Source organism: Streptomyces sp. NPDC002886 (assembly GCF_042888445.1).
Lineage (GTDB): Bacteria > Actinomycetota > Actinomycetes > Streptomycetales > Streptomycetaceae > Streptomyces.
This window is the reverse complement of the sequence record NZ_JBIAPV010000003.1, coordinates 171,848-195,855: the sequence shown is the minus strand read 5'-3', so window position 1 is coordinate 195,855 and position 24,008 is coordinate 171,848. Positions and strand designations below refer to the sequence as shown.

The following is a 24,008-nucleotide window of genomic DNA, read 5'->3' as shown; positions in this document are numbered from 1 at the left end:
AGTCGCGCCAAAGGTCTACATCCGTGCGGTAAGAAGTCGGTGAACATCCGGGTGGCTGGATTCAGGCATCGACGCGCACGAGCATTTTTCCGAGATTCTCGCCCCGGAGCATGCCCCGGAAGGCCTCCACCGTGTGATCAAACCCCTGTACAACGGTGGTGTCGGTACCGATCCGGCCGCTGCGCAGGTGAGGCACGAGGAAGTCCTCCAACTCGTCCTGCAGATTGGTGTGATTGCGAACCAATACCCCTTCCAGGCGCAGCGACTTGTGTACGACCTCGAAGAGGTTGCGGGGCGCGGCGGGGGAGCGGTCGCCGTTGTACATCGAGATCCCGCCGACCCAGGCGATCCGCCCGTACTCGCGCAGCACGTCGATGGCCCCCTCCAAGTGGTCCCCGCCGACGTTGTCCACGTAGACGTCGATGCCGCCCCCGCCGGCGGCGGCCGCCTGTGCGAGCTGCTCCCCGACCGGCCCGTCGTGGTAGTCGAAGGCCGCGTCGAAGCCGAGGACCCCGGTGAGGTGGCGGACCTTCGCCGCCGAACCCGCGCTGCCGATGATCCGGCGGGCGCCGAGCAGCCGGGCGATGTGGCCGGTGGCCGTGCCGACCCCGCCCGCCGCGGCCGAGACGAAGAGGTCCTCGCCCTCGCGCAGGGCAGCGGTGCGGGTCAGGGCGGCGTACGCGGTCAGGCCGGTGCCGCCGAGGAGGGAGAGGTACGCCTCCAGCGGGACGCCCGCGTGGCCGCGCAGCTTGCGGGTGCCGCCCGCGCCCAGGGTGACGAGGGCGTGGGTGCGCCAGCCCTCGCGGTGGAAGACCAGGTCGCCTTCCGTGAGCCCGGGGTCGCGGGAGGCGATGACCCGGCCCACCGAGCGGCCCTCCAGCGGGGAGCCGAGCTCGAAGCCGCCCTCGCCGCCGTCCATCAGCCCGCGGTGATAGGGGTCCACGGAGAGCAGGAGGTTCTCCACCAGGGCGGTGCCGGGACGCGGCTCGGGGACGGGGGTCCGGACGTAGGCGAAGTCGGAGGCGGCGGGGAAGCCGGCCGGCCGGGCGATCTGGTGGACGGCGCAAGCGGTGTTCGTGGTCATGACGAGGACGCTAGGAGGGAATCGGCGGGCCGGGCAGGGGGTTGGGTTCATGGAAGCCGCACACCCATGAACGACGCTCATAGAACGAGGTGAGGGCCCCCGTGGCCGAGCTCCTCCCGCAGGAACTGCGGGTACTGGTGGCCGTCGCCGAGCGGGGCGGCTTCTCGGCCGCGGCCGCCTCGCTCGGCCTCACCCAGTCGGCCGTCTCGCACTCGGTGCGCGGCAGCGAGACCAAGCTCGGCGCGGTGCTCTTCGTCCGCGGCCGGACCGGGGCCTCGCCCACCCCGGCGGGGGAGCGGGCCGTCGGGCACGCCCGCCGGATCCTGCGGCTCTACGAGGTCATGGCCGCGGAGGCGCGCGGCGCGGGCGGCGGCGCCGGTCCTGCGGTCCTGGACGGCGTCCTGCGGATCGCCGCGTTCCGCAGCGCGGCCCTGCACCTGCTGCCCCCCGCCCTGGAGCGGCTCACCGCCCGGCACCCCGGCATCCGCCCCGAGGTCCGGGTGGTGCGCGAGCTCGGCGCCGGTACGGCCGGGGAGGTGGCCGCGGGCCGCGCGGACCTCGGCATCGCGACGCTGGGCGTCGCGCAGGGTCTGCCGCCCGGTCTGCTGAGCGGGGTGCTCGTGGAGGAGGCGTACGCCCTGGTGCATCCGGCGGGACACCCCGACCCGAAGGCGCTGCCCCTGATGGACTGGGACGAGAACTGCGGCTCCTACACCCGCGCCTGGTGGCTGGCGCAGGACTGGATCCCGCGGGCGACCGTCAAGGCGGAGGACGACGCGATGGTGCTGACCATGGTCGGCCGGGGACTCGGCATGGCGATCATGCCCGAGCTGTCCCTCCGGGAGGCGACCGGAGCCGTGGAGGTCACCGGTTTGGGTCCGGAGGGGCCGGTGAGACGGGTGGGGTACGTCACCACACCGGAATCCGCCGCCACTCTCGCCGTACGGGCTCTGATCAGGGAACTTCGGTCCCAGGGAGGCTGAAACCGGAGCCCGGAAGGAAGCCTTGCGGGCCGTTCGGCGTCTCAGATAGTAGGAAGTCCGAGTAATTGCGGAGACATACAGCGGGAGCTGGCTTACGTTGTAGAAGCCGAACGTCTCGCCGATCCGGCGAATGGCGGTCGAGAGCGCGCGCCCGATGGCAGGCAACCCCTGTCGCGCACCGCTCCCCGCCTCTTCCGGCGCCTTGAAGGAACCCCTCATCCGTGGCCCCGCCACGCCGTGATCTCAAGGAGTCGATCACCATGACGCACACCCCCTCCACCACCACCCGCCGCGTCCGCCGCTCCGCCGCCGCCGACGCGGACCGCAAGAACGCCGCCGCCGCCCTGCAGCGCGCCCTCGACCGCCGTGACAACGGCGGCTCGACCGGCCACTGACCTGCCGCTGGACCCTCCCGGCCCGGGACATATTGCGTCCACATGATGGACGCAATATGTCTGAGGGATGGGACAAGGAGTACGGTTCCACCATGTCGACCAGCATCAATCTCGCAGTGATCCCCGGTGATGGCATCGGCCAGGAAGTCGTGGCTCAGGGCCTCAAGGTCCTTACCGCGGTCCTGCCCCAGGATGTGAAGCTGGAGACCAAGGAATACGACCTCGGCGCCCAGCGCTGGCACCGCACCGGTGAAACCCTCCCGGACGCGGAGCTCGAAGCCCTCAAGCACCACGACGCGATCCTGCTGGGCGCCATCGGCGACCCCTCGGTCCCGTCGGGCGTCCTGGAGCGCGGTCTGCTGCTGAAGCTCCGCTTCGCCTTCGACCACTTCATCAACCTGCGCCCGTCGAAGCTCTTCCCCAACACGGCCACCCCGCTCGCCGGCCGTCCGGAGATCGACTTCGTGGTGGTCCGCGAGGGCACCGAAGGCCCGTACACCGGCAACGGCGGCAGCCTGCGCACCGGCACCCCCGCCGAGGTGGCCACCGAGGTCAGCATCAACACGGCCTACGGCGTCGAGCGCGTGGTCCGTGACGCGTACGAGCGTGCCAACGGCCGCCCGCGCAAGAAGCTGACGCTGGTCCACAAGAACAACGTCCTGGTCTACGCCGGTCACCTGTGGAAGAACATCTTCGACAAGGTCGGCCAGGAGTACCCCGAGGTCACCACCGACTACCTGCACGTCGACGCCGCGACGATCTTCTTCGTCACCCAGCCGGAGCGCTTCGACGTCATCGTCACGGACAACCTTTTCGGTGACATCCTCACCGACCTGGCCGCCGCCGTGACCGGCGGAATCGGCCTGGCCGCCTCGGGCAACATCAACCCGACCGGCGCCTTCCCGTCCATGTTCGAGCCCGTCCACGGCTCGGCCCCGGACATCGCCGGCACCGGCAAGGCCGACCCGACCGCGACGATCCTGTCGGTCGCCCTCCTGCTGCGCCACCTCGGCTACGAGGCCCAGGCCGCCCGCATCGAGGACGCGGTCTCCGCCGACCTGGCCGAGCGCGACGGCACCTTCCGCTCCACCGACGCCATCGGCGACGCCCTCGCCGCGCGAGTAGCCGGCTGACCCGGTAGCCCCACCTCGAGGAAGCCGCCGGGTCGCGACCACCGCACCCGGCGGCTTCTCCTGTGCGGCCCCGGGTGTCACCATCTCCTCTGGGCCGCATTCACCCCGTTTCACCGAAGCCCCCTCGCGCGCGATAATCGAACGCGAGGCCGCGGAATACGGGGAAGCTCGGACGTCCTAGTACGCCGTGAGCGCGGTCCGCCCTACAAAACCGGTGAAGGACAAGCACTCATGACGACGACGCCCACGATCGAGCTGAAGCCCTCCTCGACCCCCCTGTCCGCCGCGGAGCGCGACGCGATCCTGGTGAGCCCCGGCTTCGGCCGCCACTTCACCGACCACATGGTGACGATCAAGTGGACCGAGGGCCGCGGCTGGCACGACGCCGAGCTGGTCCCGTACGCGCCGCTGTCGATGGACCCGGCGAACATGACCCTGCACTACGCGCAGACGATCTTCGAGGGGCTGAAGGCCTACAAGCAGCCCGACGGCACCGTCGCCACCTTCCGCCCGCAGGCCAACGCCGAGCGCTTCCAGGCCTCCGCCCGCCGGATGGCGATGCCGGAGCTGCCGACCGAGCTGTTCATCGAGGCCTGTGACGCGCTGATCAAGCAGGACCGCGCCTGGGTGCCGGACTCCGGCGAGGCCTCGCTCTACCTGCGGCCCTTCATGTTCGCCACCGAGGTCGGCCTCGGCGTCCGCCCGGCCAACGAGTTCCTCTTCATCGTCATCGCCTCCCCGGCCGGCGCCTACTTCCCCGGTGGCGTCAAGCCCGTCTCCGTCTGGCTCTCCGAGGAGTACGTCCGCGCCGCCAAGGGCGGCACCGGCGCCGCCAAGACCGGTGGCAACTACGCCGCTTCGCTCGTCGCGCAGGCCCAGGCCGCCGAGCACGGCTGCGACCAGGTCGTCTGGCTCGACGCGGTCGAGCACCGCTGGATCGAGGAGATGGGCGGGATGAACCTGTACTTCGTGTACGGCGACCGCATCGTCACCCCCGAGCTCACGGGCTCGCTCCTCCCGGGCATCACCCGCGACTCCCTCCTCACCATCGCCCGCGACCTCGGCTACACCGCCGAAGAGGGCCGCATCACCACCGAGGACTGGAAGCGCGACAACGAGAACGGCACCCTGACCGAGGTCTTCGCCTGCGGTACCGCCGCCGTGATCACCCCGGTCGGCTCCGTCAAGTCGGAGCGCGCCAACTGGACCCAGGGCACCGGGGAGCCCGGCGAGGTCACCATGAAGCTCCGCAAGGCCCTCCTGGACCTCCAGACCGGCCACAACGCGGACACCCACGGCTGGATGCACCCGCTGGGCTAGGTCCCGCGGTCCGTCCGCGCGTAAGCACGGACGCACGAAGGCACGTAAGCACGAAGGCACGAAGGCACGAAGGCCCGTACGCACTGAAGGCCCGCGCCCCCTCCCAGGGGACGCGGGCCTTCAGTGCGTACGGGGGTGCGGTCCTAGGCGGCGACCGGCTCCCCGTCGGCTTCGGCGGGTGCCGGGGCGGGGGCGGGGGCGCTGCGGGCGGTCAGGGCCGCGTAGACCAGGCCGCCGGTCAGGCCGGAGAGGACGAAGGAGCAGTCCACGCCGTTGGTCAGGGCCAGCAGCGGGCCCTCGTAGAACGGGGTGGTCACGGCGAGCAGGCCGACGCCCGCGCCGACGGCCCAGGAGAGGGTGGCCCGGATGTTCCAGCCGCCGCGGAACCAGTAGACCCCGCCCTTGGCGCGGCGGTTGAAGACCTGGAGGGCCTCGGCGTCGTAGCGGCCGCGGCAGCGTACGTAGCCGATGAGGGTGATCACGGCCCACGGCGTGCCGATCGCGGTCAGCAGCAGGACGAACGAGGTCATCGCGGCCTGGACGTCCCACTCGAAGGAGCCGACGAAAACGAACGCGGTGGCGACGGCCGCGGCGATCACGGTGGCCGTCGTGCGGGTGGCCCTGGGGACGATGGCGTCCAGGTCGAGGCCCATGGAGTAGAGCATCAGCCCGGCGTTGCCCACCGATCCGGCCGCTGCGGCGACCAGCAGCGGAACCAGGTACCAGAACGGCGCGGCGTCGACCAGGGGACCGGCGTACTCGGCGCCCGCCCGGGCGGCGAGCGCGGTGTAGGTGCCGAAGAGCTGCGGGATCAGCAGCCCGAAGAGCAGGCCGAGCCCGGTGGACCAGAGCACCGTGCGGGAGCCGTGCCGGCGCGGGGAGATGTAGCGGGTGTAGTCGCCGAGCAGGGTGATGAAGGCGACGGGCCCGCTGAGCCCGGCGGCGACGGCGGCGAGCAGCCAGGTCGGCCAGAAGGAGCCGAGCAGGTACGCGGTGTCGGGCGGGGCGGCGGTGGTGAAGTCGGGGGCGTAGGCGAACACGCCGACGGCCAGCAGCAGCACCATGCCGATGGAGAGCACCTTGCTCATGCGCAGCAGCAGCCGGTAGCCGAAGACGGCTCCGACGACGGTGCACGCGGCGAGCACGCCGTACATCACGGCCCGCGAGACGCCGGTGTCCGGCAATCCGGTGAGCCGGGACAGGGCGCCGACCATCACGTCGCCGCCTATCCACAGGGTCAGCGCGGTATAGCCGAGGGAGAGCAGCAGGCCCACGACCGAGCCGACGAGCCGGCCGCGGACGCCGAACTGGGCGCCGCTGGACGTGGAGAGGTTGGTCCCCGTGCGCAGGGAGACGAGCGCCAGCGGCGCGGTGAAGGCGATGCCGACGAGGGTGCCGGTCACGATGGCGGTGACCGACGGCCACAGTCCCAGCCCGAAGGACGGGGGCAGCCAGCCGAAGACGATCACACCGAGGCAGAGGTTGGAGCCGAGGAGGATCGAGATCAGGTCACGGGGACCGCTCGTCCGTTCCTCCTCCGGGATGGTGTCGACTCCGCGCTGTTCGATGGGCATGGGGGGACTCCCTTGGCAGGGCGGGGGGTGGCACTGCGATGTATGAATGTTTGAGTGACACTCAATGTGACCTAAGCCCAGGTCTCAGGTCAATGCTTCATTGCAAGCAAATGAAGAGTTAGAGTGATGCTCTAACCCATCGACTCAAAGGGTGGTGGATCGGCGTGCGGCTGACCCCTACGGAGCGCGACCGGCTGCTGCTCCGCAGTGCTGCGGAACTGGCCAGGGCCCGGCGGGCCCGCGGACTCAAACTCAACGTCCCGGAAGCCACCGCGCTCATCGCGGACACGGTCTGCGAGGCCGCGCGCGACGGCAAGCGACTGGCGGAGGCCATCGAGGAGGCCCGCTCCGTGCTGGGCCCGGACGACGTCCTGCCCGGCGTCAGCGACGTGGTCACCGAGGTGCACGTGGAGGCCGTCTTCGACGACGGATCCCGCCTCGCGGTGGTCTCGTCCCCGATCCGGGGAGCCGTCGGCCTGGGCGAGGACGCCCCGGGCGCGGTCGTACCCGGCCCCGGCGCCCCCCAGCCTGAGCCCGCGGTCCACCTACGCGTACGCAACACCGCGCCGGTACCGGTCAGCGTCACCTCCCACTTCCACTTCTTCGAGGCCAACCCGCGCCTCGACTTCGACCGCGCGGCGGCGTACGGCATGCGGCTGTGCGTGCCCGCGGGCTCCTCGGTCCGCTTCGACCCCGGCGGGGAGGCCGAGGTCGCCCTGGTCCCGATCGGTGGCGCACGCATCGCCATCGGCTTCGCCGGACTGGTGGACGGCCCGCTGGACGCTCCCGGAGCCAAGGAGCAGGCGCTGACCCGCGCCGAAGCCTGCGGCTATCTCGGCGCGACCGCCGCCCCCGACGCCAACGACCGCCCGGAAGGGGCGACCGCATGAGCCGGCAGACACCCCACACGGACCACAGCGCGCACTGCGCACCCGGCAGCCGGCACATCGACCCGCACGAGTACGCCTCCGTCTTCGGTCCCCGCGCCGGCGACCGGGTACGGCTCGGCGACTCCGGGCTGACCGTCCGCGTGGAGTCCGATTCCCAGAAGCCCGGGGACGAGTTCCTGGCCGGCTTCGGCAAGACGGCCCGCGACGGCCTGCACCTGAAGGCCGCCGCCGTCCGCGACACCTGCGACGTGGTGATCAGCAACGTGCTGGTCATCGACGCCGTACTCGGCATCCGCAAGGTCTCCATCGGCATCCGCGAGGGCCGCATCCACGCGATCGGCCGGGCCGGCAACCCCGACACCCTCGACGGGGTCGACGTCGTGGTCGGCACCGGCACGAGCATCGTCTCCGGCGAGGGCATGATCGCCACCGCCGGCGCCGTCGACACCCACGTGCACCTGCTCTCCCCGCGCATCATGGAGGCCTCGCTCGCGGCGGGCGTCACCACGATCATCGGGCAGGAGTTCGGCCCCGTCTGGGGAGTCGGCGTCAACTCCCCGTGGGCGCTGAAGCACGCCTTCAACGCCTTCGACGCCTGGCCCGTCAACATCGGCTTCCTGGCCCGCGGTTCCTCCTCGGACCCGGCCCCGCTGATCGAGGCCCTCGCCGAAGGCGGCGCGTCCGGCTTCAAGGTCCACGAGGACATGGGCGCGCACACCCGCGCCCTGGACACCGCCCTGCGGGTCGCCGAGGAGCACGACGTCCAGGTCGCCCTGCACAGCGACGGCCTCAACGAGTGCCTGTCCGTCGAGGACACCCTGCGGGTGCTGGACGGCCGGACCATCCACGCCTTCCACATCGAGGGCTGCGGCGGCGGACACGTCCCCAACGTCCTGAAGATGGCCGGCGTCCCGAACGTCATCGGCTCCTCGACGAACCCGACCCTGCCCTTCGGCCGGGACGCGGTCGCCGAGCACTACGGGATGATCGTCTCCGTCCACGACCTCAAGCCGGACCTCCCCGGCGACGCCGCCATGGCCCGCGACCGGATCCGCGCGGGCACGATGGGGGCCGAGGACGTCCTGCACGACCTCGGTGCGATCGGCATCACCTCCTCCGACGCCCAGGGCATGGGCCGCGCGGGCGAGACCATCCGCCGCACCTTCGCCATGGCCGCCAAGATGAAGGGCGAGCTGGGCCCGCTGGACGGCGACGGCGAGGGCGACGACAACGCCCGCGTGCTGCGCTACATGGCCAAGCTGACGATCAACCCGGCCATCGCCCACGGCCTGGCCCACGAGATCGGCTCCATCGAGGTCGGCAAGCTCGCCGACATCGTGCTGTGGCGCCCCCAGTTCTTCGGCGCCAAGCCGCAGCTGGTCCTCAAGTCCGGCTTCCCCGCCTACGGGGTCACCGGCGACCCCAACGCCGCCACCGACACCTGCGAACCGCTGGTCCTCGGGCCGCAGTTCGGCTCGTACGGGGCCACCGCCGCCGATATCTCCGTCGCCTTCGTCTCGGCCGCCGCGGCGGCGCTGGGCAGCGACGAGATGCCGACCCGCAGGCGCCGGGTCGCCGTCCGCGGCACCCGCGGCATCGGCCCCGGCAACCTGCTCCTCAACTCCCGGGTGGGCGCGGTCGATGTGGACGCGCGCAGCGGACTCGTCTCCCTCGACGGGGAACCGCTGCGCTCCGAAGCCGCCGACTCGGTCTCCCTCAACCGCCTGTACTTCCTCTGATTCAGCACAGCCTCTGAACCAGCACGGACCGGAAGTCAGCACAGCCCGTAAGGACCCCCTGCCATGACCGACACCACCCCCGTGACCGCCGGCTTCCGGATGCCCGCCGAGTGGACGCCCCACGAGCGCACCTGGATGGCCTGGCCCAGCCCCAACCCCACCTTCACCAACGAGCAGGAGCTCGCCGAGGCCCGCGCGGCCTGGGGCGCCGTGGCCCGCGCGGTCCGCTCGTACGAGCCCGTGACCCTCGTCGTCTCGCCCGGCGACGCCGAGAGCGCCCGCGCCGTCGTGGGTGACGACATCGAGCTGGTCGAGCGGCGGCTCGACGACGCCTGGATGCGCGACATCGGCCCGACCTTCGTCACCAACGACGCCGGCGAGCTGGCTGCCGTCGACTGGACCTTCAACGGCTGGGGCGCCCAGGAGTGGGCCCGCTGGGACCACGACTCGAAGATCGCCCGGGAGGTCTCCGGCCTCGTCGGGACCCGCACCTACAGCACCGCTCTGGTCAACGAGGGCGGCGCCATCCACGTGGACGGCGAGGGCACCGTGCTCCTCACCGACACCGTGCAGCTCGGCAAGGGCCGCAACCCCGACTGGACCCGCGAGCAGGTCGAGGCCGAGATCCACGCCCACCTGGGCACCACCAAGGCGATCTGGCTCCCGTACGGCCTGGCCGGCGACTACGGCACCTACGGCACCCAGGGCCACGTCGACATCGTCGCGGCCTTCGCCCGCCCCGGCGTGGTCATGGTCCACAGCCAGCCCGACCCGGCCCACCCGGACCACGAGCGCGGCAAGACCATCGCGGCCATCCTGCGCGCGTCCACCGACGCGCAGGGCCGGCAGCTCCAGGTCGTGGAGATCCCGGCGCCGACCGTGCTGGAAGAGGACGGGGAGTGGGTCGACTACTCCTACATCAACCACTACCTGTGCAACGGCGGCGTGGTCCTGTGCGCCTTCGACGACCCGCGCGACGAGGAGGCGGCGGAGATCTTCCGCGGTCTGTTCCCCGAGCGGACCGTGACGCTCGTCGACGCACGTACGATTTTCGCCGGGGGTGGCGGTATCCACTGCATCACCCAGCAGCAGCCGAAGGTCTGACCCGAGAGGGCGGCCGGGACGAGGAGTGGGCCATGGTGGCGGGTGAAGTACGTGCCGCGCGCAAGAACGCGCCGCCGCGCGAGGACGTACTGGTCGCAGCCATGGCCACCATCGCCGAACGCGGCCTGGACGGTCTGACCATGGCCGGCCTGGGCCGCCAGGTCGGCATGAGCAGCGGCCACCTCCTCTACTACTTCCGCACCAAGGACGAGCTCCTGCTGCAGACCCTGGAGTGGAGCGAGGCGGCGCTCGGCACCCGCCGCCGCGCCCTGCTGTCCCGCCGCGGCCCGGTGCGCGAGCGCCTGCGGGCGTACGTGGACCTGTACGTGCCCGAGGGCGCCCGGGATCCGCACTGGACCCTGTGGCTGGAGGTCTGGAACCGCTCGCAGAACGCGGGACCGGGGGAGCGGGAGCGCCAGGGGGCCATCGAGGGCGCCTGGCACCGCGACCTGGTGGCCCTGCTCGCCGAGGGCATCTCGCGCGGGGAGTTCCGCCCGGTCGACCCGGACCGCTTCGCGGCCCGGCTGCGGGCCCTGCTCGACGGGTTCAGCATCCAGGTCGCCGTCGGCCTGCCCGGGATAGGGCGCGACGACATCCTGGAGCACGTCCGCGAGTTCCTCAGCGAGGCACTGACCCCGGCGCCCGGGGCCTGAGCCGGCGGCCCCGGGCCGTCCCGGCCGGCCCTCGGACGGGTGTGCCCGCATGCTGAGATTCCCGTCCACCCGCGGCATGCGGTATGGCAGACTGCCGACGTGCCTGCTCAGCTCATGATTATGGACAGCAGCGCGCCGGTCCCCAGTGGCCGCTGAGCCGCGGAAGAACTTCGCGGAGGCGGCCACCGTGCCCCAGACCCGCGCGCAGACCTCTCGCACCCGCGAGAGGTTTTTTCGTTTTCCGGCCCGAACACGCCGGAATCGGGCAGCGCGCGATGATGGGGGCAGTGGCGTCGGCCCGCCCGAGGGCGGGCATCCGGAACCACCCATCCGACAGGAGTCAGATCAGCATGACGACGACAGAGGCGACCGAGCCGACTGCGCCGGCTTCGGGCCCCGGCCCCGATGACGGGTTCCACGTCTTCGACACGACCCTGCGCGACGGTGCCCAGCGTGAGGGCATCAACCTCACGGTCGCTGACAAGCTGACGATCGCCCGCCACCTGGACGACTTCGGGGTGGGGTTCATCGAGGGCGGCTGGCCCGGCGCCAACCCGCGCGACACGGAGTTCTTCTCGCGTGCCCGCGCGGAGATCGACTTCAAGCACGCCCAGCTCGTCGCCTTCGGCGCGACCCGCCGGGCGGGCGGCTCCGCCGCCACCGACCCGCAGGTCCGCGCCCTGCTGGAATCCGGCGCCCCGGTGATCACCCTGGTCGCCAAGTCCCACGACCGGCACGTCGAGCTCGCGCTGCGCACCACCCTCGACGAGAACCTGGAGATGGTCCGCGACACCGTCGCCCACCTGGTCTCCGAGGGCCGCCGGGTCTTCGTCGACTGCGAGCACTTCTTCGACGGTTACCGGGCCAACGCCGAGTACGCGAAGGCCGTCGTACGCGCCGCCCACGAGGCCGGCGCCGACGTCGTGGTCCTCTGTGACACCAACGGCGGCATGCTGCCCGCGCAGATCGCCGCGACCGTCGCGACCGTGCTGGCCGACACCGGCGCGCGCCTGGGCATCCACGCCCAGGACGACACCGGATGCGCCGTCGCCAACACGCTGGCCGCCGTCGACGCGGGCGCCACCCACGTGCAGTGCACCGCGAACGGCTACGGCGAGCGCGTCGGCAACGCCAACCTCTTCCCGGTCGTCGCCGCGCTGGAGATCAAGTACGGCCGTACGGTCCTCCCGGCGGGCGCGCTGGCCGAGATGACCCGGATCTCGCACGCCATCGCCGAGGTCGTCAACCTCACCCCCTCCACGCACCAGCCCTACGTCGGCGTCTCCGCCTTCGCGCACAAGGCGGGCCTGCACGCCTCCGCGATCAAGGTCGACCCGGACCTGTACCAGCACATCGACCCCGCGCGGGTCGGCAACACCATGCGGATGCTCGTCTCCGACATGGCCGGCCGGGCCTCCATCGAGCTCAAGGGCAAGGAGCTCGGCGTCGACCTCGGCGGGGACCGCGCGCTGGTCTCCCGGGTCGTGGAGCGGGTCAAGGAGCGCGAGCTCCAGGGCTACACGTACGAGGCCGCCGACGCCTCCTTCGAGCTGCTGCTGCGCGCCGAGGCCGAGGGCCGGGCGCGCAAGTACTTCCGCATCGAGTCCTGGCGGGCCATCGTCGAGGACCGCCCCGACGGCACGCACGCCAACGAGGCCACGGTGAAGCTGTGGGCCAAGGGCGAGCGGATCGTCGCGACGGCGGAGGGCAACGGCCCGGTCAACGCACTGGACCGCGCGCTGCGGGTCGCCCTGGAGCGTTTCTACCCCCAGCTCGCGAAGTTCGAGCTGATCGACTACAAGGTCCGCATCCTGGAAGGCGCCCACGGCACGGCGTCCACGACCCGGGTCCTGGTCACCACGACGGACGGTTCCCGCGAATGGAACACGGTCGGCGTAGCCCCGAACGTCATCGCCGCCTCCTGGCAGGCCCTGGAAGACGCCTTCACCTACGGCCTCCTCCACGCGGGCGTGGAGCCGGCGGAGTAGTCCGCGTGCGCCGTCTCGCCGTGCTCCGGCAGGGTGAGACGGCGGATACGGAGGGCCTTATGTCCAGCTCACACAGGATTGCACCCGTTCGGGTAGCGTCGTGACTATGAGGACCAGGCTTATATCCGTACGTATGGGATCGCTGCTGGCCGCTCTGCTGCTGGGGCTGTCCGGGACCGCGCTGTTGGTCGCCCCGGGGGCGGCGGCCGCCGATGGGACCACCACCGTGGCGGAGGCCCTCAAGAAGGGCCCGGTCTACGTGGACCCCCGCGCCGAGGCCCAGCTGCCGCCCGCACAGGCGGACGCGCTGGCGAAGAAGATCAAGGACGCCGGGAAGCCCGTGTTCGTCGCCGTGCTGCCGGCCACCGCCGAGTTCCCGGCCGCGAGCGTGCTGAAGACCGTCCGTACCGAGACCGGGATCACCGGGCTCTACGCGATCCGGCTCGGGGACGGCTTCAACGCCGGCGCCGACCGGGCCGTCATGCCGAACAACGCGGTCCGCAACCTCGTCGACGCCGTCAAGGCGGGCGGCGCCGTCGACGCGAGCACCGAGCTCAACAACTTCGTGGACCAGGCCCTCGCCCAGGCCAAGGGCAAGGCCCCCGCCTCCTGGGGCGGCGCGGCGGCCGACGACGGGGCTCCGGTGGGCGCCCTGATCGGGCTCGGCGTGGTGGCCGCGGTCGGCGGCGGCGGGGCGTACGCGCTGGTCAAGCGCAACCGCAAGAAGAAGGAAGAGCTCCGGCGCGAGTCCATCGCCCGGCTGAGCGTGGTCGTCGACGAGGACATCACGGCCTTCGGCGAGGAGCTGGAGCGCCTCGACTTCCACCCCGGTGAGCCCGGCGCCGACGACGCCATGCGCGCGGACTACGAGCAGGGCCTCGACTCCTACGAGAAGGCCAAGCAGATCATGGCCTCCGTGCGGTACCCGGAGGAGGTCAAGGGAGTCACCCAGGCCCTCGAGGACGGCCGGTACGCCCTGGCCCGCCTCGACGCCCGTCGCGAGGGCCGGCCGCTGCCCGAACGCCGCGCCCCCTGCTTCTTCGACCCGCGCCACGGGCCGAGCACCGAGGACGCCGCCTGGGCCCCGGCGGGCGGGGCCGCCCGTACGGTCCCGGTCTGTGCGGCGGACGCCGTCCGGCTGCGCGACGGCCAGGACCCGGCGGTCCGTACCGTCGACACCGAGCACGGTCCGCGCCCCTACTACGACGCCGGCCCGGCGTACGGTCCCTGGGCCGGCGGCTACTTCGGCGGCGGCATCCTGCCCGGCCTGCTCATGGGCACGATGCTCGGTTCGATGATGTCCAGTCCGGCCTACGCCTCCGACTTCGGCGGCGGCAACGGCTTCGACGGGGGCGGCGGAGGCTTCGACGGGGGTGACGTCTCCGGGGCCGACTTCAACCCGTCCGGCTTCGGCGGCGGGGACTTCGGCGGCGGAGGTGACTTCGGTGGTGGCGGCGGGTTCGGCGGGGGCGGCGGGTTCGGCGGGGGCGACTTCTAGTCGCCCCCGGCCCCCGGACCCGCGGCGGGCAACCGGCCTCAGGCCTGCTTGATCGCCGAGATGTCGAAGGTCAGCTTCACCTTGTCGCTGACCATCACGCCGCCGGTCTCCAGGGCCGCGTTCCAGGTCAGGCCCCAGTCGGAGCGCAGGATCTCGGCGGAGCCCTCGAACCCGACGCGCTCGTTGCCGTAGACGTCGGTGGCCGAGCCGCCGAACTCCAGGTCGATGGAGAGCGGGCGCGTGACGTCCTTGATGGTCAGCTCGCCGGTGATGCGGTACTTGTCGCCGCCGAGCTGCTGCGCTTCGGTGGAGCGGAAGGTCATCAGCGGGAAGGTGTCGGCGTCGAAGAAGTCCCCGGACCGCAGGTGGCCGTCGCGGTCGCCGATTCCGGTGTCGATGGAGGCGATCTTCACCTCGATGGAGGCGGTGGAGCGGGACGGGTCGGCGCCGTCCAGGTGCAGGGCGCCCTCGTGCTCGGCGAAGGTGCCGCGCACGTTGGTGACCATCGCGTGGCGGACGGTGAAGCCGATGCTGCTGTGCGAGGCGTCGATGACGTAGTCGCCGGTGAGCGCGGCCAAGGCCGGGTCCACGTCGAGGGTGGCGACGGCGGTCGTGGTGGTGTCCTGGGCGCGGCGGTTGAAGAGACCCATGGCTGCTTCTCCTTGGTAGGGGTGCCGCTCGATGTCCGGCACCCGATGACTGGTTGAACTTTCAACAAGAACGACGCTAGACCCATTCCGTTCAAATTTCAACCTCTGTCACTCTTGTGGGGTGGCTCGGATGTCTTGACGGCATCTTGGTGACGCCTTGGCGGCCACTTGGGGGGATGATTTGTGGAGACCCCACAAAGGACCAACGTCCTGCCTGGTGGGACGCGCTGCTCTCCCAGTGGTTCTGTCCGGCCCGGACAGCGGAAGACATCTGACACTGTGCGGATTCGACGGAGGGTTTTTCCGGTCCGGCTTCGTAAGGTCATTACATGACCGTTGTGGACCAGATTCCGAGCGAGCCGACGGACGCCCGTGGCCGCGTGGCCGAGCTGCACGACCTGCGCGAGCAGGCGCGACGCGGCCCGAGTGACCGGGCGACCGAAGCGCAGCACGCCAAGGGCAAGCTCACCGCCCGCGAGCGGATCGCGTTGCTGCTCGACGAGGGTTCCTTCAAGGAGGTCGAGCAGCTGCGTCGCCACCGCGCGACCGGGTTCGGCCTCGAGGCCAAGAAGCCCTACACCGACGGTGTCATCACCGGCTGGGGCACGGTCGAGGGCCGCACGGTCTTCGTCTACGCGCACGACTTCCGCATCTTCGGCGGCGCCCTGGGCGAGGCCCACGCCACGAAGATCCACAAGATCATGGACATGGCCATCGCGGCCGGTGCCCCGCTGGTCTCCCTCAACGACGGCGCCGGCGCCCGCATCCAGGAGGGCGTCTCCGCGCTCGCCGGCTACGGCGGCATCTTCCAGCGCAACACCAAGGCCTCGGGCGTCATCCCGCAGATCTCGGTGATGCTCGGCCCCTGCGCCGGCGGCGCGGCCTACTCCCCGGCCCTGACGGACTTCGTGTTCATGGTCCGGGAGACCTCGCAGATGTTCATCACCGGCCCGGACGTGGTCCGCGCGGTGACCGGCGAGGAGATCACCCAGAACGGCCTCGGCGGCGCCGACGTGCACGCCGAGACCTCGGGCGTGGCGCACTTCGCGTACGACGACGAGGAGACCTGCATCTCCGAGGTCCGCTACCTCATCACGATGCTGCCCTCCAACAACCGCGAGAACCCCCCGGTCCACGAGACCAGCGACCCGGCGGACCGCCGCTCCGAGGTCCTGCTCGACCTCGTGCCCGCCGACGGCAACCGCCCGTACGACATGCTCAAGGTCATCGAGGAGCTCGTCGACGAGGGCGACGTCCTGGAGATCCACGAGCGCTGGGCCCGCAACATCATCTGCGCGCTGGCGCGGATGGACGGCCAGGTCGTCGGCATCGTCGCCAACCAGCCCGGCCACCTCGCCGGCGTCCTGGACATCCACGCCTCCGAGAAGGCGGCGCGCTTCGTCCAGCTCTGCGACGCCTTCAACATCCCGATCATCACCCTCCTGGACGTCCCCGGCTTCCTGCCGGGCGTCGACCAGGAGCACGGCGGCATCATCCGCCACGGCGCGAAGCTGCTGTACGCGTACTGCAACGCGACCGTGCCGCGGATCTCGCTGATCCTGCGCAAGGCCTACGGCGGTGCCTACATCGTCATGGACTCCCAGTCCATCGGCGCCGACCTCACCTACGCCTGGCCGACCAACGAGATCGCCGTGATGGGCGCCGAGGGCGCCGCCAACGTCATCTTCCGCAAGCAGATCGCGGACGCCGAAGACCCCGAGGCAATGCGTGCGCGCATGGTCAAGGAGTACAAGGCCGAGCTGATGCACCCTTATTACGCGGCCGAGCGAGGCCTCGTCGATGACGTCATCGACCCCGCCGAAACGCGCGAGGTCCTCGTCGCGGCCCTCGCGATGCTCCGCAACAAGCACGCCGATCTGCCGTCGCGCAAGCACGGCAACCCGCCCCAGTAGAGACGTGAGAGGAGAACTGCCACCGATGAGCAACGCCAACGGCACCCTGCTGAAGGTCGAGAAGGGCCACGCCGAGCCCGAGGAGCTGGCCGCGATCACCGCGATCCTGCTCGCCCGCGCCGCCGCCACCCCCGAGGACGCCCCGGCCGCCGCCGTGGGTTCCCAGGCCGGCTGGCGCCGCCTGGAGCGCACCCCCGGCTTCCGCGGCCCGCGCAGCTGGCAGGGCTAGTACCCCAAGCCCCGCGGACACCACGCGAAGAAGCCCCCCGCACTCCTCGGAGTGCGGGGGGCTTCTTCGCGTACGACCGGACGCGTACGACCCGGCGCGCGGCGCCGGGGACGGCTACCGCAGGCGGGCCATGAGGGCGTGCTCCACCAGGGTGATGAGCGCGCTCTTGGCGTCCGCGCGGTGGCGGGCGTCGGTGGTGATGATGGGGGCGTCCGGGCCGATCTGCAGGGCCTCGCGGACTTCCTCCGGGGTGTACGGCTGGTGCCCGTCGAAGCCGTTGAGGGCGATGACGAACGGCAGGCCGCTGTTCTCGAAGTAGTCGACGGCGGGGAAGCAGTCGGCGAGACGGCGGGTGTCGACGAGGACGACGGCGCCGATCGCGCCGCGCACCAGGTCGTCCCACATGAACCAGAAGCGGTCCTGGCCCGGGGTACCGAAGAGGTACAGGATCAGGTCCTGGTCGAGGGTGATGCGGCCGAAGTCCATGGCGACCGTGGTGGTCGTCTTGTCCCCGGTGTGGGTCAGGTCGTCGATGCCGGCGGAGGCACTCGTCATGACGGCCTCGGTGCGCAGCGGGTTGATCTCGGAGACGGCGCCGACGAACGTGGTCTTGCCCACGCCGAAGCCACCCGCCACCACGATCTTCGCGGAGGTGGTGGAGCGAGCAGGAGCCGCTCCGCCGTTAGAGCTTGCGAAGTCCACTGAGCACCCTTTCGAGCAGTGTCACGTCTGGCTGGCCGCCGGCGGACTCGTCGCCGCCGGGCTGGTGGATGGCTACGAGGCCCGCCTCCGCCAGGTCGGCTACGAGGATCCGGGCTACGCCAAGAGGAATGGAAAGAAGTGCCGAGATCTCCGCGACGGACTTGATCTCCTGGCACAGGAGGCAGATGCGCTGGTGCTCGGGCAACTGCCCTTGCAGACGCGCGGGATCGGCCGTCGTGCTGACCAGTGCCTCGATGGCGAGCTGGTAGCGCGGACGGGTCCGGCCACCGGTCATCGCGTACGGGCGCACCAGCGGGTTGTGCGCCTGGGGAGCCGGCGGGCGCCCGCCGCGCGGAGGCTGCTGCGAGGGCCGGTAGGACTGCCCGGGCTGCTGCTGCGGCCGGCCGTACGGCTGCTGCGGCTGCTGGTAGGGCTGCCGCTGGTACGGCTGCCCGGAGGCGGGGTCGTGCTCCGGCGCGGGCCGGTTGCTGGGAGCGGAAGGGAAGTTGAAGCGGTTCTGGTCGTGCCCACCCTGCGGCTGCTGCGCGCCGCCATAGGGATGTCCTCCGGGTGTTGTCACGTTTCCTCCTCCGACTCCAAGTACGCAGTACTCCCTGTGGAACCGCGCCACCGCACCCTATGGTGCAGTGACGCGAAACGCACTGCCTGTCTGCTAGTTGAGAAGTCCGCCCTGCAGTTCCGCGCGCAGGTCCGGGGTGAGGACACTGCCGGCGCGGTCCACGAGGAGGGCCATCTCGTAACCCACGAGGCCGATGTCGCACTCGGGGTGCGCGAGCACCGCGAGCGAGGATCCGTCGGAGACGGACATCAGGAAGAGGAATCCGCGGTCCATCTCCACCACGGTCTGGTTGACGGCGCCGCCCTCGAAGATGCGCGAGGCACCCGCGGTGAGGGAGGTCAGTCCGGAGGCCACCGCGGCGAGCTGGTCGGCCCGGTCGCGGGGGAAGCCCTCGGACATAGCCAGAAGGAGGCCGTCGGCGGATACCACCACCGTGTGAGACACCCCTGGGGTGTTGTCCACGAAGTTGGTGATCAACCAGTTCAGGTTCTGCGCCGCCTGGCTCATCGCGCTCACACTAACGCTCCTGGTCATAGCTGTTACTTGACTGCTCGGATCCCGCGTTGCGGCCCTGCTGGACACCGCGTCGCAGGTTGCTCAACCTGCCACGGATGTCCTCCGGGGCCCGGGAGACCTCGGGGCCTCCCTGCGGCGTCGTCTCCGCAGCGCCCTCGACCAGGTTGGCCTTGGGCACGCGCCGGGGGAGACCGGAGGGGGTGACCCCGCCGGCCTTCGGCTCACGGAGTTTGGCGGCCTGCTGCCAGCGCTCGTCGTTGTTCGAGCGCCAGTCGTCAGTTCCTGCCGGTTCCTCGGGGGCCTTCTCCGGCGCCGCGGGCTGCTGCTGACGCTGCGGCCGCTGCTCGAAGAGGGATCCGGAGGACTCCGCTTCCTGCTGTCCCGGCCGCTGCTGCGGCTGGCTGCCGCGTCGCGGCAGGCCCGCCCCGGTCACCTGGTGACCGGCGTCGGCGGTGGCGCCCGGACGGTCGAAGCCTACGCGTTCCTGAGCCGGTTCGGGAGCGGCCGGTGATTCCGATTCGGTCCCGTAATCCTGCTGGTAGGAGCCCGAGTAGGTGTTCTGCTGGGGCCACTCCGCAGCCGTGGAACGGGAATCGTACCCGCCGTCGTAGGCCGGGGTTTCCTGTCGCTGATCCGTGTACCCGGGTTCCGGATACGCGTAATCCTGCTGGGTGTACGCGTCGTATCCCTGCCCGGCCTGAGCGGATTCGTAACCGAGGTCGTAGCCCTGGGCGGGCTGCTGCTCGTAGCCCTGGTACGGCTGGTACGCGTGCTCCGGCTGCGGTTCCGGATACTCCGCCGCGGGCGCCGCGGACTCGTCGTACGCCGCCTGCTCCTGCGGGTAGCCGACCTGCGCCTCCAGCGCGGCCCGGCGCTCCTCGCGGCCCAGGGACCGGCCGACCGGGTCGGCGACGGGCTCGTCGTAGCCCGGCTGGTCGGCCCGGTGGACCTCGTAGCGGGAGTCGTCGAAGCCGAGCTCGGCGGCCGTGCGCAGCGGAGCCGGCTGCTGGTTCTGCTGCCGCGGGATCATCTGGGAGACCGTGAAGTCGTCCGCCGGTATCTCCTCGCCACCGCCACCGTGGGTGATGGCGTCGGGGAGCATGACCAGCGAGGTGGTGCCGGCCGCTTCGCCCGAGGGGCGCAGCTGGACGCGGATGCCGTGCCGGTCGGCCAGCCGGCCGACCACGAACAGACCCATGCGCTGCGAGATCGCGGCGTCCACGGTCGGCGGGTTGGCCAGCTTGTGGTTGATGTCCGCGAAGTCCTCGGCCGTCAGGCCGATTCCCTTGTCGTGGATCTCGACCATCACGCGGCCGTCGGGCAGACGCGTCGCGTTGACCCGGACCTTGGTCTGCGGGGAGGAGAAGGTGGTGGCGTTCTCCAGCAGCTCGGCGAGCAGGTGCACGAGGTCGGTCACGGCCTGGCCGTGGATCTCGGCCTCGGAGACGCCCGACAGCTCGACGCGCTCGTACTGCTCCACCTCGGAGGAGGCGGCGCGCAGGACGTCGACGAGGGGGACCGGCTGGTCCCAGCGGCGGCCCGGCTCCTCGCCCGCGAGGATGAGGAGGTTCTCGCCGTTGCGGCGCATGCGGGTGGCCAGGTGGTCCAGGCGGAAGAGGTTCTCCAGCTGGTCCGGGTCGGCCTCGTTGTTCTCCAGCTCGGTGATCAGGGTCAGCTGGCCCTCGATCAGCGACTGGTTGCGCATGGAGAGGTTCGTGAAGATCGCGTTGACGTTGCCCCGGAGGAGGGCCTGCTCGGCGGCGAGCCGGACGGCCTCCCGGTGGATCTGGTCGAAGGCGCGGGCGACCTCGCCGATCTCGTCCTGGGAGTCGATCGGGATCGGCACCACCCGGGTGTCGACCTTGCCCGGGTCGGTGCGCGAGAGCTGGTCGACGAGCATCGGCAGGCGCTGCTCGGCGACGTCGAAGGCGCCGTTGCGCAGCCGGCGCATCGCGCGGCCCATCTGGCGGGCCATCATGCCGGCCAGGATGAAGGCGGCGAGCAGGGCCACGACCACGATGGCGCCGGTCAGGATGGCGTCGTTGCGGGCCTCGTCGGAGACCGCGACGGAGTCCTTGAGGGCCTTGGCGAGGAGTTCCTTCTCCAGCTCGGCGTAGCCGTCGAACTTGGCGGTGGCCGCGGCCTGCCACGCTGCCGGGGTGGTGCCGTCCTGCGCGAGCTTGGAGGGCTTCTCGCCGCTGGCTATCGCCTCGGTCATACCGGTGAGCGCGGAGCCGTTGACCACCGGCGGGGCGTGGAAGACGGTGCCGGCCTGCTCGGCCGCCTGCTTGGCGGCGGCGAGCTTCTGGGCGCCCTCCTCGGACTTCTTGCCCATGATCTCGCGCAGCCGCGCGACGTCCTCGTCGGTGCCGGCGGCGACGTACTCGCCGATGGCGATCTCTTCGAGGTACGCGTACGAGGAGAAGGCGACGAGCTGGGCCTTGCGGATGTTCTCGTCCGCGTTCGGCCGGACCAGCAGGTGCGTGCCCACCGAGCGCTGCAGCGAGTTCGCGGCCTTGGACAGCTCGAGCGCGTAGACCATGCGGCCGTACGAGGTCACGTTGCCGGTGCCGAGGCCCAGCTCGTTGGAGAACTGCATGAGGTAGTGCTGGACCAGCACGTACCCCTCTTCGGTCGGGATCGGGCCCAGGGCCTTGGGGAGGGCCTTCTTCGGCGACTCGGCCTTCTCCGCGTAGGCCGTCTTGCGGACCTGCTCCAGCTTCGGCTCCTCCTGGCGGAAGAGCTCCAGGCGGCGTTCCAGACCCTGGCCCTCGGGCAGGTCCTTCGCGACCTCGGCGAACTTCGCCTTGGCCGCGTCGGTGGCCGCGTAGGCCTTCAGTACGGGCTCGGAGTCGCGCTGGCCCCTGAGCAGGGGGTCTGCCGTCAGGTCGCGCTCGTTCAGCAGCGCCTGGCCGTACTCGGCGGCGGCCGTGACGATGCCCGCGGTCTTCTCGGCGTCCTTGGCCTCGTTCCAGGTGTCGATCGAGCCCTTCACCTGGAAACCGCCCATGACCAGTCCGACGAGGACCGGGACGAGCAGGATGGCGTTCAGACGGGTCGGCACACGCCAGTTGCGGGGCGAGAACCTGCTGGTGCTGCCGGCGCTCACGGGTGGTTCCACGGGTACGTCAAGGGCAGACGTGGCCGCGCGTGGCGGCGGGGTGAAGTTGCCGCGCGCGGGTTCATCCGCGGGGCTCGAGTTGCTTCGCCTCACTCGACCAACAACCTCTCGGCGGTGCTACTAGCTAGTTCGTTGAATTCCAGCACGGTTAACGGCCGTGTTCCAAACAGTTGAAATCGGCCATTCCTAGAGCCTTATGCCCCACATAAATCGGACATAAAGAGCGTCCTGCGGCAAAAACGGGGCCAGTTGTGAGCGCAGTGGCACCGGACGAACGCACCGTGTCGCCAACTAACGCCAATTCTCTGTCGAAACGTTATGAACGAAGAGGGCGGGCCGTGTCGCATGACACAGCCCGCCCCCCAAAACCAGCCGGTGAAGCCCCCGTTGCGCGGCGCCCCTGCGTGATCCGTTACTTGAGCCGCGCCATGAGGGCGTGCTCGACGAGCGTGATGAGCGCGCTCTTGGCGTCCGCGCGGTGGCGGGCGTCGGTGGTGATGATGGGGGCGTCCGGGCCGATCTGCAGGGCCTCGCGGACTTCCTCCGGGGTGTACGGCTGGTGTCCCTCGAAGCCGTTGAGCGCCACGACGAACGGCAGGCCGCTGTTCTCGAAGTAGTCGACGGCCGGGAAACAGTCGGCCAGGCGTCGCGTGTCGACCAGGACGATCGCCCCGATCGCGCCGCGCACCAGGTCGTCCCACATGAACCAGAAGCGGTCCTGGCCCGGCGTACCGAAGAGGTACAGGATCAGGTCCTGGTCGAGGGTGATGCGGCCGAAGTCCATGGCGACCGTGGTGGTCGTCTTGTCCCCGGTGTGGGTCAGGTCGTCGATGCCCGCGCTCGCGGACGTCATCACGGCCTCGGTGCGCAGCGGGTTGATCTCGGAGACGGCGCCCACGAACGTGGTCTTGCCCACGCCGAAACCACCCGCCACCACGATCTTCGCGGAGGTGGTGGAGCGAGGAGCCGCTCCACCGTTAGAGCTTGCGAAGTCCACTGAGCACCCTTTCGAGCAGCGTTACATCCGGCGTGCCGCCGGCCTCTCCATTGCCCGGCTGGTGGATGGCCACCATGCCGGCCTCCGCCAGGTCGGCGACGAGGATCCGGGCCACGCCGAGCGGCATGTTGAGCAGTGCGGAGACCTCCGCGACCGACTTGACCTCACGGCAGAGGGTGCAGATGCGCTGGTGCTCCGGGAGCAGCCCGGACAGGTGCATCGGATCGGCCGTGGTGCTGACCAGTGCCTCGATGGCGAGCTGGTAGCGCGGTCGGGTCCGGCCACCGGTCATCGCGTACGGACGCACCAGCGGCTGGTCGCCTTCCGAGTACGAGTCTCCGTACTGATCGGAATAGGCGGGGGGCGGGGTCATTGATCCTCCGGGCTGGACAGCAATGGTCAGCGTGCCGTCTGACGGGGCGGCCGGTGGGGGGACGGTATGACGGCCTGATGGCGGTACTGGGTTCCGGGGCCGCGGCCCCGGTCCCCCGGCCGGCAGTACCGTCCGGCCGGGAGAGCGGCAGTCAGATGAGCAGGCTTCCCTGCAGTTCCGCGCGCAGGTCCGGGGTGAGGACACTGCCGGCGCGGTCCACGAGGAGGGCCATCTCGTAACCCACGAGGCCGATGTCGCACTCGGGGTGCGCCAGTACGGCCAGCGAGGATCCGTCGGAAACCGACATCAGGAAGAGGAATCCGCGGTCCATCTCCACCACCGTCTGGTTGACGGCACCGCCCTCGAAGATGCGGGACGCGCCCGCGGTGAGGGAGGTCAGCCCGGAGGCCACCGCGGCGAGCTGGTCGGCCCGGTCGCGGGGGAAGCCTTCGGACATGGCCAGAAGGAGTCCGTCGGCGGAGACCACCACGGTGTGGGACACCCCGGGGGTGTTGTCCACGAAGTTGGTGATCAACCAGTTCAGGTTCTGTGCCGCCTGGCTCATC

22 protein-coding genes are annotated in these 24,008 nt (G+C 70.8%); 12 read left to right on the top strand and 10 right to left on the bottom strand.

Translation table 11 applies throughout. The annotated features are described in order from the left end of the window. Positions 1-61 precede the first annotated feature (61 nt). Positions 62-1,084, bottom strand: coding sequence for an NADP-dependent oxidoreductase (locus ACFYYB_RS13125; protein WP_389435226.1), 1,023 nt, complete (start codon positions 1,082-1,084; stop codon positions 62-64). A 101-nt stretch (positions 1,085-1,185) separates the two neighbouring features. On the opposite strand from ACFYYB_RS13125, the gene ACFYYB_RS13120 reads away from it, so the two are divergent. The 4 genes from ACFYYB_RS13120 to ACFYYB_RS13105 all read left to right on the top strand — a co-directional run bounded on the left by ACFYYB_RS13120 (position 1,186) and on the right by ACFYYB_RS13105 (position 4,915). Next, a complete protein-coding gene (locus ACFYYB_RS13120) occupies positions 1,186-2,067 on the top strand; it encodes a LysR family transcriptional regulator (protein ID WP_389435224.1) in 882 nt (293 codons plus the stop codon). Between the two features lie 260 nt (positions 2,068-2,327). Then, positions 2,328-2,462: a hypothetical protein gene (locus ACFYYB_RS13115; protein ID WP_389435222.1), complete on the top strand. Its 135-nt coding sequence runs from the start codon at positions 2,328-2,330 to the stop codon at positions 2,460-2,462. A 92-nt stretch (positions 2,463-2,554) separates the two neighbouring features. Further along, entirely contained in the window at positions 2,555-3,595 is a 1,041-nt protein-coding gene (locus ACFYYB_RS13110; RefSeq protein WP_327304373.1) for a 3-isopropylmalate dehydrogenase, read from the top strand. Between the two features lie 231 nt (positions 3,596-3,826). Beyond that, a complete protein-coding gene (locus ACFYYB_RS13105) occupies positions 3,827-4,915 on the top strand; it encodes a branched-chain amino acid aminotransferase (protein ID WP_389435219.1) in 1,089 nt (362 codons plus the stop codon). A 143-nt stretch (positions 4,916-5,058) separates the two neighbouring features. Here the strand turns inward: ACFYYB_RS13105 and ACFYYB_RS13100 are convergent, their stop codons facing one another. Continuing rightward, positions 5,059-6,489 carry a cytosine permease gene (locus tag ACFYYB_RS13100; RefSeq protein ID WP_389435217.1) on the bottom strand — a complete coding sequence of 477 codons (1,431 nt, stop codon included), beginning with the start codon at positions 6,487-6,489 and terminating at the stop codon, positions 5,059-5,061. Positions 6,490-6,653: 164 nt separating this feature from the next. Between ACFYYB_RS13100 and ureA the strand changes: the two genes are divergently transcribed. The 6 genes from ureA (at position 6,654) to ACFYYB_RS13070 (ending at position 14,361) form a co-directional block, all read left to right on the top strand. After that, positions 6,654-7,379 (top strand): urease subunit gamma, encoded by a 726-nt coding sequence (gene ureA, locus ACFYYB_RS13095; protein ID WP_389435215.1) that lies wholly within the window; start codon positions 6,654-6,656, stop codon positions 7,377-7,379. Further along, positions 7,376-9,118, top strand: a complete 1,743-nt coding sequence (locus ACFYYB_RS13090) for an urease subunit alpha (protein WP_389435213.1) — start codon at positions 7,376-7,378, stop codon at positions 9,116-9,118. Before ureA ends, ACFYYB_RS13090 begins: the two co-directional genes overlap by 4 nt. A 63-nt stretch (positions 9,119-9,181) precedes the next feature. Next, a complete protein-coding gene (locus ACFYYB_RS13085; protein ID WP_389435211.1) occupies positions 9,182-10,222 on the top strand; it encodes an agmatine/peptidylarginine deiminase in 1,041 nt (346 codons plus the stop codon). A gap of 32 nt (positions 10,223-10,254) precedes the next feature. After that, the gene (locus tag ACFYYB_RS13080) at positions 10,255-10,875 is read left to right on the top strand and encodes a TetR/AcrR family transcriptional regulator (protein WP_389435209.1); all 621 of its coding nucleotides are present in this window, start codon (positions 10,255-10,257) and stop codon (positions 10,873-10,875) included. Positions 10,876-11,225: 350 nt separating this feature from the next. Further along, positions 11,226-12,863, top strand: coding sequence for a citramalate synthase (cimA, locus tag ACFYYB_RS13075; RefSeq protein WP_389435207.1), 1,638 nt, complete (start codon positions 11,226-11,228; stop codon positions 12,861-12,863). A gap of 106 nt (positions 12,864-12,969) precedes the next feature. Beyond that, entirely contained in the window at positions 12,970-14,361 is a 1,392-nt protein-coding gene (locus ACFYYB_RS13070) for a hypothetical protein (protein ID WP_389435205.1), read from the top strand. A 38-nt stretch (positions 14,362-14,399) separates the two neighbouring features. On the opposite strand, the gene ACFYYB_RS13065 is transcribed toward ACFYYB_RS13070, so the two are convergent. Continuing rightward, a complete protein-coding gene (locus ACFYYB_RS13065; RefSeq protein ID WP_389435203.1) occupies positions 14,400-15,011 on the bottom strand; it encodes a YceI family protein in 612 nt (203 codons plus the stop codon). Positions 15,012-15,340: 329 nt separating this feature from the next. On the opposite strand from ACFYYB_RS13065, the gene ACFYYB_RS13060 reads away from it, so the two are divergent. Beyond that, positions 15,341-16,924, top strand: a complete 1,584-nt coding sequence (locus ACFYYB_RS13060; RefSeq protein WP_385380693.1) for an acyl-CoA carboxylase subunit beta — start codon at positions 15,341-15,343, stop codon at positions 16,922-16,924. 25 nt (positions 16,925-16,949) lie between these two features. Continuing rightward, on the top strand, positions 16,950-17,153 hold the full coding sequence (locus tag ACFYYB_RS13055) for an acyl-CoA carboxylase subunit epsilon (RefSeq protein WP_389435201.1): 204 nt from the start codon (positions 16,950-16,952) through the stop codon (positions 17,151-17,153). A 114-nt stretch (positions 17,154-17,267) separates the two neighbouring features. Here the strand turns inward: ACFYYB_RS13055 and ACFYYB_RS13050 are convergent, their stop codons facing one another. The 7 genes from ACFYYB_RS13050 to ACFYYB_RS13020 form a co-directional block, all read right to left on the bottom strand. After that, positions 17,268-17,855: an ATP/GTP-binding protein gene (locus ACFYYB_RS13050; RefSeq protein ID WP_073911148.1), complete on the bottom strand. Its 588-nt coding sequence runs from the start codon at positions 17,853-17,855 to the stop codon at positions 17,268-17,270. Next, entirely contained in the window at positions 17,836-18,435 is a 600-nt protein-coding gene (locus tag ACFYYB_RS13045; RefSeq protein WP_327304360.1) for a DUF742 domain-containing protein, read from the bottom strand. Before ACFYYB_RS13045 ends, ACFYYB_RS13050 begins: the two co-directional genes overlap by 20 nt. Positions 18,436-18,528: 93 nt before the next feature. After that, on the bottom strand, positions 18,529-18,942 hold the full coding sequence (locus ACFYYB_RS13040; RefSeq protein ID WP_243337850.1) for a roadblock/LC7 domain-containing protein: 414 nt from the start codon (positions 18,940-18,942) through the stop codon (positions 18,529-18,531). Positions 18,943-18,952: 10 nt separating this feature from the next. After that, a complete protein-coding gene (locus tag ACFYYB_RS13035; protein ID WP_389435199.1) occupies positions 18,953-22,165 on the bottom strand; it encodes a nitrate- and nitrite sensing domain-containing protein in 3,213 nt (1,070 codons plus the stop codon). Between the two features lie 319 nt (positions 22,166-22,484). After that, positions 22,485-23,069, bottom strand: coding sequence for an ATP/GTP-binding protein (locus ACFYYB_RS13030; RefSeq protein ID WP_243337754.1), 585 nt, complete (start codon positions 23,067-23,069; stop codon positions 22,485-22,487). Next, positions 23,050-23,442 (bottom strand): DUF742 domain-containing protein, encoded by a 393-nt coding sequence (locus ACFYYB_RS13025; protein ID WP_243337752.1) that lies wholly within the window; start codon positions 23,440-23,442, stop codon positions 23,050-23,052. The genes ACFYYB_RS13030 and ACFYYB_RS13025 overlap by 20 nt, the downstream gene beginning before the upstream one ends. A 151-nt stretch (positions 23,443-23,593) precedes the next feature. Continuing rightward, positions 23,594-24,007, bottom strand: a complete 414-nt coding sequence (locus ACFYYB_RS13020) for a roadblock/LC7 domain-containing protein (protein WP_008739864.1) — start codon at positions 24,005-24,007, stop codon at positions 23,594-23,596. Position 24,008: the final 1 nt, after the last annotated feature.